Below are 13,560 nucleotides of genomic sequence, written 5' to 3'. Positions count from 1 at the left end.
CTGGTCCGGTTCCAGTTTCGGCGGTTAGTGCAGCTTCGAAGAAGCGTGCGTCATTGTAAAGGCGACCGTGCAGAGATCGGTCGGATATTACGAAACCGTATGATTCTCACAAAGCGTGCGTATTTTCGGTGGCTTACAACTTCCATTCGCCGGAAGAGATCTTCTCGGTCCCACCGGGGCGGGTCGCCCTGCTCGTTTGTCGGAGCCTAAGCCATGAGAGTTCGTAAACTGATCCAGGCCGCATCGACGATTGTTCTTGGAACGGTCGCCTTTTCCATGCCTGCGCACGCGACCGTGCCGTGCGAGGACATGCTCAAGGAAATGCGCGCCACGAAAGCGAACACGATGCTCAACGACACCGACAAGGCGAAGGTCGAGGAACTGGAAGCGAAGGCTGTCGAACGTTGCAACGCTGACGACGACGTCCGTTCGGACAAGTTTCTCACCGAAGCGATGACGCTCTTGGGCAAGTAACAGACAGCACAGGGAGCACTGCCGTCATGTCCCATGTCACGCTCACCACGGAAAGTGGATTGAACCGCGTTCCTCGCGTCACCGTTGACTTCTGGCTGATCAAACTCATGGCCGTCACCATGGGGGAGACCGCCGCCGACTACCTCGCCGTCAATCTCGGATACGGGCTTACGGCAACGTCGCTGATCATGACTGCCGTGCTGGTGGTCGTGATGGTGCTGCAGCTCTCGCAGAAGCGTTACGTCCCCTGGGCCTATTGGTCTGCCGTCGTCTTGATCAGCGTGGTCGGCACCTTGATCACCGACAACCTTGTCGACAACTTTGGCGTAGCGTTGGAAACGACGGCAACCGCCTTCTGCATCCTGTTGGTGGCGACGTTTGCGTGCTGGTACGCGCTTGAAGGCACGCTATCGATCCACACCGTCTCCACCAATCGGCGCGAGACGTTCTATTGGCTCGCAATTCTGCTGACCTTCGCGCTTGGTACGGCGGTCGGAGATCTGGTCGCCGAAGTGTTCGCACTCGGCTATCTGACGACAGCGATCATCTTCGGTGCGCTTATCGCCGCAATTGCCGCCGCCTATTATGTCCTTCGCCTTGATGGCATTCTTACGTTTTGGCTGGCCTACATCTTTACTCGACCGCTCGGCGCTTCAATTGGCGATTTGATGTCTCAACAGGTCGAATACGGCGGGATGGGGCTTGGCACCATCTACACCAGCCTCCTTTTCCTGACGGTGATCATCACGATCGTCGTCTATATGAGCTTCAACTATACACCGGAGGAGGTCCCTGCCGAGCGCATGGGTTGACGTCGACCTTGGGTCGGGGAGATAGTCGAGGCCGCAGCGCCACGCAAATCCGCGTGAAGGCAAGGATCAGACCTCCCGCCACGACAGTAGCCATCGATCGAAGGCTGTCGCTACGGCGCTTGTCGGCGTTCCTGCGATCTCGTAGGCGCCGACAATCGGATCGATACTCGGACAGAGTACGATCAATTGCCCCTCCCGCAACTCTCGCTCGATCAGGGAGGGACTTGCCTGCCCGATTCCGAGCCCGTTCATGCAGGCGTCGATCGAGGCTTCATCCGTGTCGAATGTGATGCTGCCGCTGCGCGGCTGAAACGCGATGTTTGCTGCCTCGCACCAGCGCCGCCACGACCACCCGTCCGCGGTGTCGAGCAGGAGCGGCAGATCGAGGAGCGCTTGCGGCGCCACCGTTGTCGTGACGTTGCCGATCAGGAGCGGCGAACAGACTGCAACCGTTCGGTCGAGAAGGAAGGCGGATGAAAATCGGCCTTCCTCCGAGCCCCGTCTATAAATGATCCTGGCATCGGGGACGTCGCTTGCGCCGAGTGCGAGCGACTGGATGCTCGGGTCGACGCTCGGATTTTCCTGCAGAAACGAGCCAAGCCTCGGAATGAGCCACCGCCGTGCAAGCGTGATTGGCGCATGGATTACCAGACGCACGCGATCCGGCAGAAGGGAGCGTGTGCCGTTGTCGAGCGTTGCCAATGCGGCGTTCACGTGGGTCAGGTACTGCCGCCCTGCGTCGGTGAGCGTGATCGCGTTGTGACCGCGATGGAAGAGTTGGACGCCCAGCGTGTCTTCCAGCGACTTGATCTGCCGGCTGATTGCCCCGGGCGTCAGGTGCAACTCCCTGGCTGTCAGCGTAAGGCTGCCGGTACGGGCCGCGATAGAAAACGCAGGCAGCGTGGCCAGTGGCGGAAGCTTGGTGCGATTGGATTGAGGATTTCTCATGCCGGCGTGAGAATCTTTCGCTTGCAAATAACTTGACTATATCTATCCACAAATCCCGAGCATAACAATAAACCATCGGGTGGACCGGCATTGAGCGCACCGATCCGAAATCAGCACGTCTGTGGAATGCCCCGCTTCGCTGTCAGGGGGAGCATGCATTCTGCGCAACGGCTTGGGTGGCTGGCGGCGCTCCACTGTCATCACTGACCATATCCAGGAGATATTCATGTTTCGGAACTTTGCCTCGCCGATCCGGCACGCCGTGATGTCTGGCATGCTTGCCACGTGCTTCGCCGTGATCGCGGGACCAGTCCTTGCCGAAGACGCAACGCAAAAGGTCATCGACGACCGCGGCGTCGAGGTTCAGATCCCCGCGAAGCCCCAGCGTATCGCATCGGTTTCGTTCTTCGCTGACGACGTGGCGTTGGCGCTCGGTATCAAGCCTGTAGCCAGCACCTATATGGTGGCTGATCGCCCGCCGGAATTCCTGCTCGGCCTGACCAGGGACATGACGCAGATCGGCCAGCGTGCCAAGCCGAACCTTGAGCTTCTCTCGGAAGCAAAGCCGGATCTGATTGTCGCTATCCGCCGCTACACGGTCGGCAATGCTCCGCAGCTCGAGAAGATTGCCCCCTACGTCGCCTACAACATGGAATTGCTCGACGGCAGCGACAAGGAAATCGAGGCGCTGTCGAAAATCCTGGGCAAGCCTGAGCGCGGCATCGAGCTCAACAAGGAGTTCCGCGCGCATCTGGCCGATACCGCGGCCAAGGCGCCGAAAGACCAGCATCCGCGCTACGCGATCATGTGGGGCGGCGAAGTCCCGTTCGCTTTCCATGACGAAAACACTTCTGCCTCGATCGTCAATGCGATCGGCGGCGAAAACATCGCCGGAGCCATGACGCCGGGCGGTGAGTTCGGCACCGACCTTAGCCTTGAGACGATGCTGGAGAAGGACCCGGAGGTCCTCTTCATCTATGATTACGGTCCGGATCGCCCGCATGAGAACAATCCGATCTGGAGCCAGCTCTCTGCCGTCAAGAACAACCGGGTCTTCTATGTCGGCGATCACTGGGTCGAGACCAATGGTCCGATCGCGCGCGAGATCGTTCTGCGCGAGGCTGCGCACTACCTTTATCCGGATGCCTTTCCCAAGATCGACGTCAGGGCCGAAGCGGCCAAGCTGATCCCCGCTGAACTGCAGAAGTGAGCGATTGATCGCAACGACGATGGACGCACGGAAATCCTCGATTGCCATAGGCTTCATCGTCCTTGCGACGGTTCTGGTCGTTGCGGTCGGGTTGATGCCGGGGGCCAGAACGCTCTCGTTCGAGGCCGTTTTCAGGGCACTCGTCAATCCCGACGGCAAGATCGAGTCGATCCTCGTTTGGACCCTCAGGTTCCCGAGGAGCCTGACGGCCGCCATCGCGGGCGCGGGCCTTGCCGTCTCGGGCTATCTCCTCCAGTCTCTGACCCGCAACCCGCTCGCCGATCCAGGCATCACTGGCGTCACGGCCGGCGCGATCGCGCCGATCGTCACCTGCTTCGTTCTTCTGCCCTGGGTTTCCGGTCTCTACTATCCCGTTATCGGGCTTGCCGGCGGTCTCGCAGCGGCAGCCGTGACATTCTGGGTGGCGCGCGGCGGCAGCAGCCATCCGCTTCACCTTGCGCTCGGAGGCGTCAGCGTTTCCCTCTTCCTGGGGGCGATCACGATCTACGTTCTGCTGTTAGCCGGCCCACAGTCGACGGCACTGCTGTTTTGGCTCGCCGGAGGTTTTGCGGGCCGAACGTGGATGAACCTCGTCCAGATGCTGCCGTGGGTGCTGACGGGCGTGATCGGCGCTTTCACCCTCTCTCGGGTCGTTGCGATGTTTTCCCTGAGCGACCATTCCGCCGCAGCCATGGGGGTGCAGTTGACTGTGTGGAAGCCGGTCCTGCTGGTGCTGGGCGTATGCCCTGTTGCCGGCGTTGCCCCCGTCGCAGGGCCCGTCGCTTTTGTCGGCCTCGCAGCACCACATATCGCCAGGCTCCTAGGGCCGCGCGGCACAGCTCTTGAGATTGGCCTTACCGCCGCCATCGGGTCGCTGATCGTGAGTTCGGCCGATCTGATCGCGCGGACAATCGCCATCCCGAAGGAGTTACCGGTCGGGATCATAACCGCACTGCTCGGGGGACCGATCTTCGTCTATCTGATCCAGCGCGGTCGGCTCGACTTCAGGGGGGAGGGCGGACGATCGTGAAGGTTTCCACTCTCGGGCAACCAAACCGCTGGTTTTTTCCTGCCGTTTTGTTGCTCATGCCCGGGTCCTTCGTCGCTGCCATTTTCCTGGGCATCGTCGACATTCCCGTTGCCGACGTCCTGTCGGCCCTGGGCGGACGCGGGTCGCCGGAGGCACGCTCGATCATTCTCGACATCCGATTGCCGCGGATTGTGACGGGTGTTCTCGCCGGAGTGCAGTTCGCGTTGGCGGGGTTGCTTCTCCAGACCATCACGCGAAACCCGCTTGCCGATCCATCTCTGATGGGTGTTTCTCAGGGGGCGACGCTGACCGTGACGCTTTTTCTCCTGGCCACGGTCTACCTCGCCCATCCAGACTCCTACGCCGTCAACGAGTTGCCGATCGCCTGGCTACCGCCCGCCGGCATGGTTGGCGGCATGGTGGCAGGCGGCATCATCTATCTGCTCGCTTTCCGTCTCGATCTCAGCCCGCTGCGGATCACGCTCTGCGGTATCGCCATTGGCGCCGTGCTTCATGCCATCGCCATCGGGCTCATCGCTGGCTGGGGTTCGGCGCGCGTCGAAATCATTCTCGAATGGCTTTCCGGCAGCCTCTATGCCCGGACCTGGCATCACGCGCTCTTTCTGCTGCCTTTCACGGTTGCCGGCCTCGCCGTGCTACCCTTGATCTACCGCCCGCTCATCCTGCTCCGGTTCGACGCGGCCGTCGCCCAATCCTTCGGCCTTTCCTATCGGCGGCAGTTCTCGCTCGTTCTGCTCGTGTCCTGTGCGCTTGCCGCAAGTGCCGTCGGCGCCGTCGGGCCGATCGTATTCGTCGGCCTCATCGTCCCGCACCTGGCGCGTTTCATCGCAGGCCGGCACTTTCCGTTGGTCCTTCCGCTCACCATCGTCCTCGGCGCGGTCATCGTTACGCTCAGCGACCTGATCGGTCGCCTGGTCGGCGGTGCCGAGGAGGTGCCGATCGGTGTCGTCACCGCCCTCATCGGCGTCCCCGTCCTGCTCGCGCTTCTGCGCAAGGTTCCTTGAGATCATCCATGCCGTTGTCCTGTTCGCAATTGTCGGTTCTCTACGGTCACCGAAGAGCGTTGTCCGATTTTTCCCTGTCCATGGAGAGAGGGGAGATACGCGCTCTGATCGGACCAAATGGATCGGGGAAGAGCACTGCGCTTCAGGCGCTCGCTGGGCTGCTTTCGCCAGCGGAGGGCGGGGCGTTGATTGAAGGTGTCGCCGTTGCATCGATGTCGCGCCGCGCCATTGCGAAGAAGCTCGCATTTCTGCCCCAGCAACCCACCGCTCCGGACGAGATGACGGTTGCTCAACTCGTCCGCCAGGGGCGTTTTCCCCATGTCGGCCTGTTTCGTTCCTACGGTCGCCGGGACGAAGAAGCCATCGAATGGGCGCTGGACAGCACAGGCCTCGCCAGCCTTGCAGACCGCACGCTCCAGCAATTGTCCGGCGGCGAGCGTCAACGCGCGTGGATATCGGCCGCCTTGGCGCAAGAAGCGGCGATCCTGCTCCTCGACGAGCCGACATCCTTTCTCGATATCGGCTATCAGGTCGAGGTCATGGACCTCGTCCACCGTCTGAGCCGCGAGCGCGGCGTGACGATCATCATGGCGATCCACGACATCAATCAGGCGATCGCCGTCAGCGACCGGATATCTCTGTTGGAGAGGGGCGTGTTGCGCTTCGACGGCGAGCCCAGGGCCTTGGCCGAAAGCGGCCTGATCGAGAAGGCCTTCCGGGTCAGGGGGACGTTCGTCGAGGTTGCCCCCGGCAAACCACCCCATTTCGACGTCGAGCTTACGAAGTTGCACCCGCCAGGCGCTTGACGAGCCGAAAAACGATCTTCGTCTGGGTGTAATAGTCGAGCGCATCGGCGAAATTCGGCGTCCAGCCATCCGCGACAAAGGGAATGAAGCCGTCAAATTCCAGCTTGCGGCCCGAGACCTCGAAGCCGGCTTTGGCGAAGGCATTTCCGTAGTCGGTGATCGATCGATCCTGAACGACCGTATTCGTGCGCTTGGCGACGAGATCGCGCCACTTCGGCCAGAGCGGATTGTCGGTGTGGCAGCCCGTGACGGCATAGTAGACGCCGCCCGGCTTCAGCGCCTTGAAGATGTCGGCGGCATGGGCGTCGATGTCCTCGACGAGATAGATCACCTCGTGGCTGATTGCGAGATCGAACTCCTCGACCCAGCCTTCGAGCCTTCCGCCGACCGCGTGCTGAACGGGAATATTGCCCTTGAAGGCTTCGGCCTTGGCGATCGATTGCTCGGCAATGTCGATACCAAGGGCCTTGCGAAATGGCCGGATCGCATAGAGATGCCGTAGCAGGCCACCCTGATTGCAACCGAAATCAAGGACGCTCTTCTGGGACAGGTCGCGCTCGACGATCAAGTCGATCAGATGTCGCCAGATCGGAGCATGCCCATCCGACATCCGGTCTTCTGCGTCCGGATCGACATACCAGGTGGTTATGGTCTTTTGGTCCTGGCTCATGGCGGCCTCCAATCCGATTCTTCTCGTATCAACCTGTTTAGGCGACGGGGACTTACGCCGGTAGGGCAAAAGCGCGAGGTGCGACAGAACGTGTGCTGAAGGTGGTATTTGGCGGCCTGACCACGATGGCGATGCTCGGTTATCTTCAAGAGGGCCAGTTGCATTCTCGCCGATGGCTCAGGTGACGTGCTGTGAACCGACCCGCAGACCGATAGAGGGAACGGGGCAAAAACCTCCGTAAATTATGGCGAAAACGAGACGGAATTTCTAAAGCGTTGCACAACCAAAGTGCTCGGTCCCTCGCGCTGCTATACGCCCGCCGGTAGGTTCTCAGGGAAAACAACACCGGAGAATTGCATGAAACGCCTCCTCATTCTTGGCGCTGCCCTTGCCGCGCACTTCGTCACTCCCGCGCTGGCTGAGGAGCCCACGAAACTCCTCAACGCCTCCTACGACGTTTCGCGCGAGCTTTTCGTGGCCGAGAACGAGGCGTTCATCAAGCAGCATCCCGGGGTAACGATCGACCAGTCGCACGCCGGCACGTCGAAGCAGGCGCGCTCGATCCTCGAGGGTCTCGAGGCTGATGTCGTGACCTTCAACCAGACCACCGACATCGAATTCCTGGCCAAGAATGGGTTCGTCGCCAAGGACTGGGCGAAGGCCTTCCCGAACAATGCCTCGCCGTTCTATTCCTTCCCGTCCTTCCTGGTGCGCACCGGCAACCCGAAGAACATCAAGGACTGGAGCGATCTCGCGCGCGACGATGTTCATGCGGTCTTCCCCAATCCGAAGACCTCGGGCAATGCCCGCTACACCTATCTTGCCGCTTACGCCTGGGCCAAGGAGGCCTATGAGGGGGACGAGGCGAAGATCGAGGCCTACATCACCAAGATCTTCGACAATGTTCCGGTCTTCGATACGGGTGGCCGCGCTTCCACGACGACCTTCGTCGAACGCGAAACCGGCGACGTCCTGATCACCTTCGAGGCTGAAACGCGCAGCATCGTCAAGCAGTACGGCGCCGACAAGGTCGAGAGCGTCATCCCGTCGGTGAGCCTCCTTGCCGAATTCCCGGTCGCCGTGGTCGACAAGGTTGCCGAGAAGCATGGCACGGAAGCGCTTGCCAAGACCTATCTCGATTTCCTCTATACGGAGGAAGGCCAGCGGATCGCCGCCGAGTTCGGCCACCGCGTCCGCAACGAGAAGGTAGCCGGCGAGTTCAAGGATCAGTTTCCGGCGATCCGCCTCGTCAACGTCGACGACGTCTTTGGCGGCTGGAGCAAGATCCAGAGCGAGCACTTCGCTTCCGGCGGGGTTTTGGACAAGCTCTACGGCAGCCGCTAAGCGCTAGCCGCTCCCGATTTCAGCCAGCCCGGCAGACAAACCGTTTGCCGGGTTTCACCATGACATGACAAGGAAATGACCGCTTGAGACGCAATGTCCTGCCCGGATTGCGCCTGTCGCTGGGGGTGACGCTGCTCTACGTGAGCTTGATCGTCGTCCTGCCGCTGGCAGCCCTCGTTTTCAAGGCAGCAAGCCTTGGTCCTATTGATTATTGGCAGATCGTCTCGTCGTCGCGGGCTCTCGCGAGCTATCGCGTCACGGTGCTTGCCGCACTTGCCGCGACCTTCTTCAATCTCTTTTTCGGCCTCGCGCTCGCCTGGGTTCTGGTGCGCTACCGCTTTCCGGGGAGACGCATCGTCGACGCCATGGTCGATCTGCCGTTTGCGCTGCCGACGGCCGTCGCCGGCATTTCGCTGACGGCGCTTTTCACCACGAACGGCCTGTTTGGCTCCATCCTCGGCGATTTCGGCATCAAGGTTGCCTATACGCCGCTCGGCATCATGATCGCCATGTGCTTCACCTCGCTGCCCTTCATCGTGCGCACGGTGCAGCCGGTGCTGGAAGATCTCGATCCGTCGCTGGAAGAGGCCGCCCAGTCGCTTGGCGGGTCCGATTGGGCGATCTTCCGTAAGGTCATCCTGCCGCTTCTCACGCCGGCCCTGCTCGCAGGTCTATCGCTTTCCTTCGCCCGTTGCCTCGGCGAGTTCGGCGCGATCATCTTCATCGCCGGCAACCAGCCGATGTCGACCGAGATCACCGCGTTGCTGATCTTCATCCGGCTGGAGGAATACGATTACCAGGCCGCTGCGGCGATCGCGTCCGTCCTGTTGCTCACGGCCTTCCTCATGCTCGGCATCACAAACTGGCTGCAGGCGCGTGCGCTGCGCTATACGGCGAGGGGCTGACCATGAGAATGATGAGAACCGGACGCACCCCGCCGCGGGTCGGTGACGGACCATTCTTCCGCCGCATGCTGATCGGCACCGTCCTGACCCTCGGTGCCTTCCTTATCCTTGCACCTTTGCTGATCATCGGTGTCGAAGCCTTTGCCAAGGGATGGCAGGTCTATCGCGACACGATCCTTCATCCCGACACCCGGCACGCGATCATGCTGACCGTGCTTGCGGCGCTGGTCGCAGTGCCGGTCAATACCGCGTTCGGCATTGCGGCGGCCTGGGCCATCACCAAATTCGACTTCCGCGGCAAGGCCTTCCTGCTGGTGGTGATAGAAATCCCGTTCTCGGTCTCGCCGATCGTTGCGGGTGTCGCCTATCTCTTTGTCTATGGCCTGCAGGGCATCTTCGGTCCGACACTCGATGCCTACGGCATCAAGATCCTGTTCGCGATCCCCGGCATCATCCTCGCCTCGATGTTCGTCACCGCGCCGTTCGTCGCGCGCGAACTCATCCCGCTCATGCAGGCGCAGGGCAGGGACCTCGAGGAGGCGGCAACGTCGCTCGGGGCTTCCGGCTGGCGTACTTTCTTCTCGGTCACGCTGCCGAACATCAAATGGGCGCTGCTTTATGGCGTCGTTCTCTGCAATGCCCGTGTCATGGGCGAGTTTGGCGCCGTGTCTGTGGTTTCGGGCAATATCCGCGGACAGACCAACACGCTGCCGCTTCATATCGAACTGCTCTACCACGATTACCAGGCGGCGGGCGCCTTCGCGTCGGCGTCCATCCTGGCGCTGATCGCCGTCTTCACCATCATTGCCAAAGTGGCGCTGGAGCGCCGTGGGGCGGGCCGTGTCCGTCCGGCAGCCAATCCTGCGGAGTAAACATCATGAAGATCCGCCTTGACCACGTCGTCAAGACTTTCGAAACGTTCCGCGCCGTCAAGCACGTTTCCCTCGAGGTCGAGAGCGGCGAACTTGTCGCTCTGCTCGGGCCGTCCGGCTCCGGCAAGACGACCATTCTGCGCATGGTCGCCGGGCTCGAATTCGCCGATGGTGGCCACATCTATTTCGGTGATCAGGATGCAACGGATATCCCGGTGCGCGATCGGGGCGTGGGATTCGTCTTCCAGCACTATGCGCTCTTCCCGCATATGACCGTGGCGGAAAATATCGCCTTCGGTATGGACGTCTCGAAGGTCAAACGCGAGAAGGCGGCGATCCAGGCACGGGTGACGGAGCTGCTGCGGCTCGTCCGTCTCGAAGGTCTGGGTGACCGGTTTCCGGCGCAGATTTCCGGGGGGCAGCGTCAGCGCGTCGCGCTTGCCCGCGCTCTTGCGGTCGATCCGAAAGTGCTGCTGCTCGACGAGCCTTTCGGCGCGCTGGACGCCAACGTCCGGCGGGAGCTTCGCCGTTGGCTGCGCGAGATCCATACAACGCTCGGCATCACGACGCTGTTCGTCACCCACGACCAGGAAGAGGCGCTCGACCTTGCCGATCGCGTCGTGATCCTGAAGGATGGCCACATCGTCCAACAGGGAACACCGGAGGCAGTCTGCCGCGACCCCAAGTCGGCATTTGTCATGAAGTTCCTGGGGGATGCCAACATGCTGGCCGCCGAGGTGCGTGACGGCAGGGCATATGCCGATGGCGCGGAGATCGACGCCGCAGGCTTGGCGGATGGCAAGGCTGAACTCTACGCCCGTCCGGGTGATCTCGACTGGGCGCCGCAGGGAGCCGGCATCGCCGCCACCGTCAGCCGTGTCATGGACCGGCCCGGCGGACGCCGGGTGATTGCGACCACCCGGGACGGTGCGCATCTGGAACTCGACCTGGAACCGGAACGCACGGTGAAATCCGGTGACACTGGATTTGTCACGTTGCGCCGCGCGAAGGTTTTTGCCGCCTAGTCGCTAGACGCCGGCTGTCACGGTTATCCGTATCGACGGCTTCCGTTGACCTCCTTGCCGACGACTTCCCGGATGATGGTCAAGGTCTCCTTGGCCGCCTTCTTCGGGTCCAGCGCCGTATCGGCGACATTGCTGACCAGCCTGGTGATGTCGTGATCGATGTTCTTCTCCGCCCATCGCTTGCCCTTGGCGACGGTGATGTAGACGGAGTAGGCGTGATGCATCGTGCCGGGACGTTCGCCGATGATGTGAAGGATCCCTCTCAGGCTGTCGGGGTCGGCCTTCGCGTAAAGCATCTCGCCAATGCGGTAGCCGGCCCGCACTCTTCCGCTCGTGACGACGATGTTCTTGTCTCCCACCGAGACGCCCGCGTCGGAAAGAAGCTTGCGCATCTCTTCGAGGAAGGGTGCAAGGTGACCCTCGTCCATGATGGCCTTGGCGTTCAGGCCGTCTGAAATGACGATCTGCCCTTTCGGGATGTCATCACCCCAGAGTTCCCGGATCTTTTCAATCTCGGCGACCGTTTCCGGGCTAATCGTTTCGCCTGTGGTCGGGTGGGCGATATAGTCGTTGCGGTCCCTGGAGAGCGTGCGCACCGGCACGGCGTTGGGCACGGCGGCAATGAACTCGGGCGTGAGCTCAGCCCAGAGCGATAGCTTGGCATCGTCGTAGAGGCTCTTGACCTTGGCCGCGAGGGCCGGGTTGAGATCCCAGATCTCTGCACCGTGACCGGTTGCGAGGTCTACGCCTCTCGCCTCAACCTCCTGCATCTTCTCGCGGCCTTCGGCGTAGACGGCGTCCTTGGATCGTCCGTCACCTTTGGCGAGACGATACTGGTAATAGACCCAGAGGGGGTCTCCATAGTTTGCCGTGTAGCTGCCATCCTCGCCAACGATCCCGATGCGCTTGTAGAATTCCCACATTGCATCATTGACCTTGAAGCCGAATTTATCCCGTACCCGCACGTGGTCCTGGAACGATGTGGTGAGATAGCTCAACATCGGGTCGTTCTTGGTCGGCAGCGCGATCAGATAGGCGGGATTGGCGGGAAGGATGTGGTCCTGGCACCAGTCCAGGTCTTCAAGACTGACCGTCATGTGCAGGGTGGTGCAGATGTCGAGCCCGATGATCAGCCCATGCAGCTTGCCCATGACCATGTCTTCGAGGCAGCACCTGACCAGCTGGTCGCGGGTCTTGAAGACCTCCGGTCCTATGAAGCCGGCAACATCGTTGACATGAAGCCACGCGCCCTTGGGCTGGACCTTGGCCAGTTCAATTCCGACGGCCCTGCTGAACCCGTATTTGCGTGCCTCAAGCACCATCATATCGACGCCGTTTGCGACGCCGTTGGTGAATTCCGAACCCTGCCCGGTTTCGAAGTAGAGGCCATATCGTTCGCCGGCCTTGGCGCTCGCATACTTCAGGATCTTGTCGTTCGTGATGTCGAAGATCTTGTTGCAGTCGTCCGTTCCAGCAAGGCTTTGGAACATCGTCGACACCGTTCCCGGGAAATCCTCGTTGACCTCGGCCTGAACGTCGATGTGCGCAAGCACGCACCAGGGGATCACGTCACCGAGAGCAAATGTATCGACAATGTCCTTGAGCGCGCGCTCGACGGTGACGACGCTATCGACCGTGCTGTCCACCGGATTGGTACCGATGACGATATCGCCGGTCGCATAGGAGAACGCATCGAACACCTGCCAGACGATGTCTTCGGGGTGATCCGTGGGAGAATTCGGCTGGATCCGAGCGCCCATATACCCTTTCGCGCCCATTTTGGTGCCAGGCATCACATTGAAGATCTTGCTGCTGAGGGAAATGAGCTCCTCATTTGTCATCAGTTTGGGGACGCATCCGATCGTATCGCTGGTCAGCCCGGTCATCATGGCTTTGATGCTTTCTTCCGGTTCGTTCAGAAGAAAGTCCTTCAATCGTCCCATCGTCCAGTCTTTGACCTTTTCGAATTGGGCCTGGTCGGTCGTCTGCCAGATGAGGCGCTGCAGACTGTCCTCAAACAGCGGATGCTCGTAGAGTTCGCCGATCTTGGTGTTGGTCAGCAGAGCGCGCGCATGGAGCCGTGTCGCGTCGTCTTCAGCGCCCACGCCAATCGTTTGATCCCCCTCCTTGAACTCGTTGGCAGCGCCGATCACCTGCTGGTAGGCTTTTTGGGTAAAGCCACCTTTGATCCTGTTGAGGTAGGCGAACACATCCTCATCGCGTCTGACCTCTTCGATCTTGATTGCCGTTTCGCCGGACGCCGCTGCCGCCCTGTGGCTGGAGCTGGCGAGTGCCGCGGCTGCAGTTCCGGCAATGATCAGAAGGTCTCTTCTGTATAGTCCGGCATGCTGATGAGAGAACGAGCCCTTCGTCATGGTCACTTCCTTTCTGCAGAAGGTCGGTACCGCGTTGAATTGTGCGTTGCGGCGGCTTCGAGAG

The 13,560-nt window shown here is 61.0% G+C and carries 13 protein-coding genes; 10 read left to right on the top strand and 3 right to left on the bottom strand.

Translation table 11 applies throughout. The features are described from left to right. The first annotated feature begins 213 nt into the window (after positions 1–213). Together AB4Z53_RS19320 and AB4Z53_RS19315 are read left to right on the top strand one after the other, a co-directional pair. Positions 214–474 (top strand): hypothetical protein, encoded by a 261-nt coding sequence (locus AB4Z53_RS19320; protein WP_113538127.1) that lies wholly within the window; start codon positions 214–216, stop codon positions 472–474. A gap of 26 nt (positions 475–500) precedes the next feature. Next, complete coding sequence (locus AB4Z53_RS19315; protein ID WP_113538126.1) at positions 501–1,286, top strand: hypothetical protein; 786 nt, start codon at positions 501–503, stop codon at positions 1,284–1,286. A 66-nt stretch (positions 1,287–1,352) separates the two neighbouring features. Here the strand turns inward: AB4Z53_RS19315 and AB4Z53_RS19310 are convergent, their stop codons facing one another. Continuing rightward, positions 1,353–2,234: a LysR family transcriptional regulator gene (locus AB4Z53_RS19310; RefSeq protein ID WP_441597223.1), complete on the bottom strand. Its 882-nt coding sequence runs from the start codon at positions 2,232–2,234 to the stop codon at positions 1,353–1,355. A gap of 226 nt (positions 2,235–2,460) precedes the next feature. Between AB4Z53_RS19310 and AB4Z53_RS19305 the strand changes: the two genes are divergently transcribed. From AB4Z53_RS19305 to AB4Z53_RS19290, 4 genes are read left to right on the top strand one after another with little or no spacing between them, the layout of a single operon-like run. Further along, the gene (locus AB4Z53_RS19305; RefSeq protein WP_441597221.1) at positions 2,461–3,444 is read left to right on the top strand and encodes an ABC transporter substrate-binding protein; all 984 of its coding nucleotides are present in this window, start codon (positions 2,461–2,463) and stop codon (positions 3,442–3,444) included. A gap of 19 nt (positions 3,445–3,463) precedes the next feature. Further along, positions 3,464–4,474: a FecCD family ABC transporter permease gene (locus AB4Z53_RS19300; protein WP_441597322.1), complete on the top strand. Its 1,011-nt coding sequence runs from the start codon at positions 3,464–3,466 to the stop codon at positions 4,472–4,474. A gap of 56 nt (positions 4,475–4,530) precedes the next feature. Continuing rightward, the gene (locus tag AB4Z53_RS19295) at positions 4,531–5,499 is read left to right on the top strand and encodes a FecCD family ABC transporter permease (protein WP_441597320.1); all 969 of its coding nucleotides are present in this window, start codon (positions 4,531–4,533) and stop codon (positions 5,497–5,499) included. An 8-nt stretch (positions 5,500–5,507) separates the two neighbouring features. After that, positions 5,508–6,305 carry an ABC transporter ATP-binding protein gene (locus tag AB4Z53_RS19290; RefSeq protein WP_441597219.1) on the top strand — a complete coding sequence of 266 codons (798 nt, stop codon included), beginning with the start codon at positions 5,508–5,510 and terminating at the stop codon, positions 6,303–6,305. Here the strand turns inward: AB4Z53_RS19290 and AB4Z53_RS19285 are convergent. Continuing rightward, on the bottom strand, positions 6,277–6,975 hold the full coding sequence (locus AB4Z53_RS19285) for a class I SAM-dependent methyltransferase (protein WP_441597217.1): 699 nt from the start codon (positions 6,973–6,975) through the stop codon (positions 6,277–6,279). The genes AB4Z53_RS19290 and AB4Z53_RS19285 overlap by 29 nt on opposite strands. Before the next feature lie 357 nt (positions 6,976–7,332). On the opposite strand from AB4Z53_RS19285, the gene cysP reads away from it, so the two are divergent. The 4 genes from cysP to AB4Z53_RS19265 all read left to right on the top strand — a co-directional run bounded on the left by cysP (position 7,333) and on the right by AB4Z53_RS19265 (position 11,121). Further along, positions 7,333–8,319 (top strand): thiosulfate ABC transporter substrate-binding protein CysP, encoded by a 987-nt coding sequence (gene cysP / locus AB4Z53_RS19280; RefSeq protein WP_113538121.1) that lies wholly within the window; start codon positions 7,333–7,335, stop codon positions 8,317–8,319. An 83-nt stretch (positions 8,320–8,402) separates the two neighbouring features. Then, positions 8,403–9,224, top strand: a complete 822-nt coding sequence (gene cysT, locus AB4Z53_RS19275; RefSeq protein ID WP_223729435.1) for a sulfate ABC transporter permease subunit CysT — start codon at positions 8,403–8,405, stop codon at positions 9,222–9,224. 2 nt (positions 9,225–9,226) lie between these two features. Continuing rightward, entirely contained in the window at positions 9,227–10,096 is an 870-nt protein-coding gene (cysW, locus tag AB4Z53_RS19270; RefSeq protein ID WP_223729434.1) for a sulfate ABC transporter permease subunit CysW, read from the top strand. A 5-nt stretch (positions 10,097–10,101) separates the two neighbouring features. Then, a complete protein-coding gene (locus AB4Z53_RS19265) occupies positions 10,102–11,121 on the top strand; it encodes a sulfate/molybdate ABC transporter ATP-binding protein (RefSeq protein WP_441597214.1) in 1,020 nt (339 codons plus the stop codon). A 23-nt stretch (positions 11,122–11,144) separates the two neighbouring features. On the opposite strand, the gene eutB is transcribed toward AB4Z53_RS19265, so the two are convergent. Beyond that, positions 11,145–13,496: an ethanolamine ammonia-lyase subunit EutB gene (gene eutB / locus AB4Z53_RS19260; protein ID WP_441597212.1), complete on the bottom strand. Its 2,352-nt coding sequence runs from the start codon at positions 13,494–13,496 to the stop codon at positions 11,145–11,147. Positions 13,497–13,560: the final 64 nt, after the last annotated feature.

It is taken from the genome of Ensifer sp. 2TAB8 (genome assembly GCF_052115125.1).
In the GTDB taxonomy this organism is placed as follows: domain Bacteria; phylum Pseudomonadota; class Alphaproteobacteria; order Rhizobiales; family Rhizobiaceae; genus Ensifer.
The sequence above is the reverse complement of the archived record's forward strand: the minus strand, read 5'-3'. Positions and strand labels throughout refer to the sequence as shown.

Coding starts and splice junctions, on each gene's coding strand:
- AB4Z53_RS19310 (WP_441597223.1), bottom strand. CDS start 2,234: ATGAGAAATCCTCAATCCAATCGCACCAAGCTTCCGCCACTGGCCACG.
- eutB (WP_441597212.1), bottom strand. CDS start 13,496: ATGACGAAGGGCTCGTTCTCTCATCAGCATGCCGGACTATACAGAAGA.
- AB4Z53_RS19265 (WP_441597214.1), top strand. CDS start 10,102: ATGAAGATCCGCCTTGACCACGTCGTCAAGACTTTCGAAACGTTCCGC.
- AB4Z53_RS19320 (WP_113538127.1), top strand. CDS start 214: ATGAGAGTTCGTAAACTGATCCAGGCCGCATCGACGATTGTTCTTGGA.
- cysP (WP_113538121.1), top strand. CDS start 7,333: ATGAAACGCCTCCTCATTCTTGGCGCTGCCCTTGCCGCGCACTTCGTC.
- cysW (WP_223729434.1), top strand. CDS start 9,227: ATGAGAATGATGAGAACCGGACGCACCCCGCCGCGGGTCGGTGACGGA.
- AB4Z53_RS19305 (WP_441597221.1), top strand. CDS start 2,461: ATGTTTCGGAACTTTGCCTCGCCGATCCGGCACGCCGTGATGTCTGGC.
- AB4Z53_RS19295 (WP_441597320.1), top strand. CDS start 4,531: ATGCCCGGGTCCTTCGTCGCTGCCATTTTCCTGGGCATCGTCGACATT.
- AB4Z53_RS19300 (WP_441597322.1), top strand. CDS start 3,464: ATGGACGCACGGAAATCCTCGATTGCCATAGGCTTCATCGTCCTTGCG.
- AB4Z53_RS19285 (WP_441597217.1), bottom strand. CDS start 6,975: ATGAGCCAGGACCAAAAGACCATAACCACCTGGTATGTCGATCCGGAC.
- AB4Z53_RS19290 (WP_441597219.1), top strand. CDS start 5,508: ATGCCGTTGTCCTGTTCGCAATTGTCGGTTCTCTACGGTCACCGAAGA.
- AB4Z53_RS19315 (WP_113538126.1), top strand. CDS start 501: ATGTCCCATGTCACGCTCACCACGGAAAGTGGATTGAACCGCGTTCCT.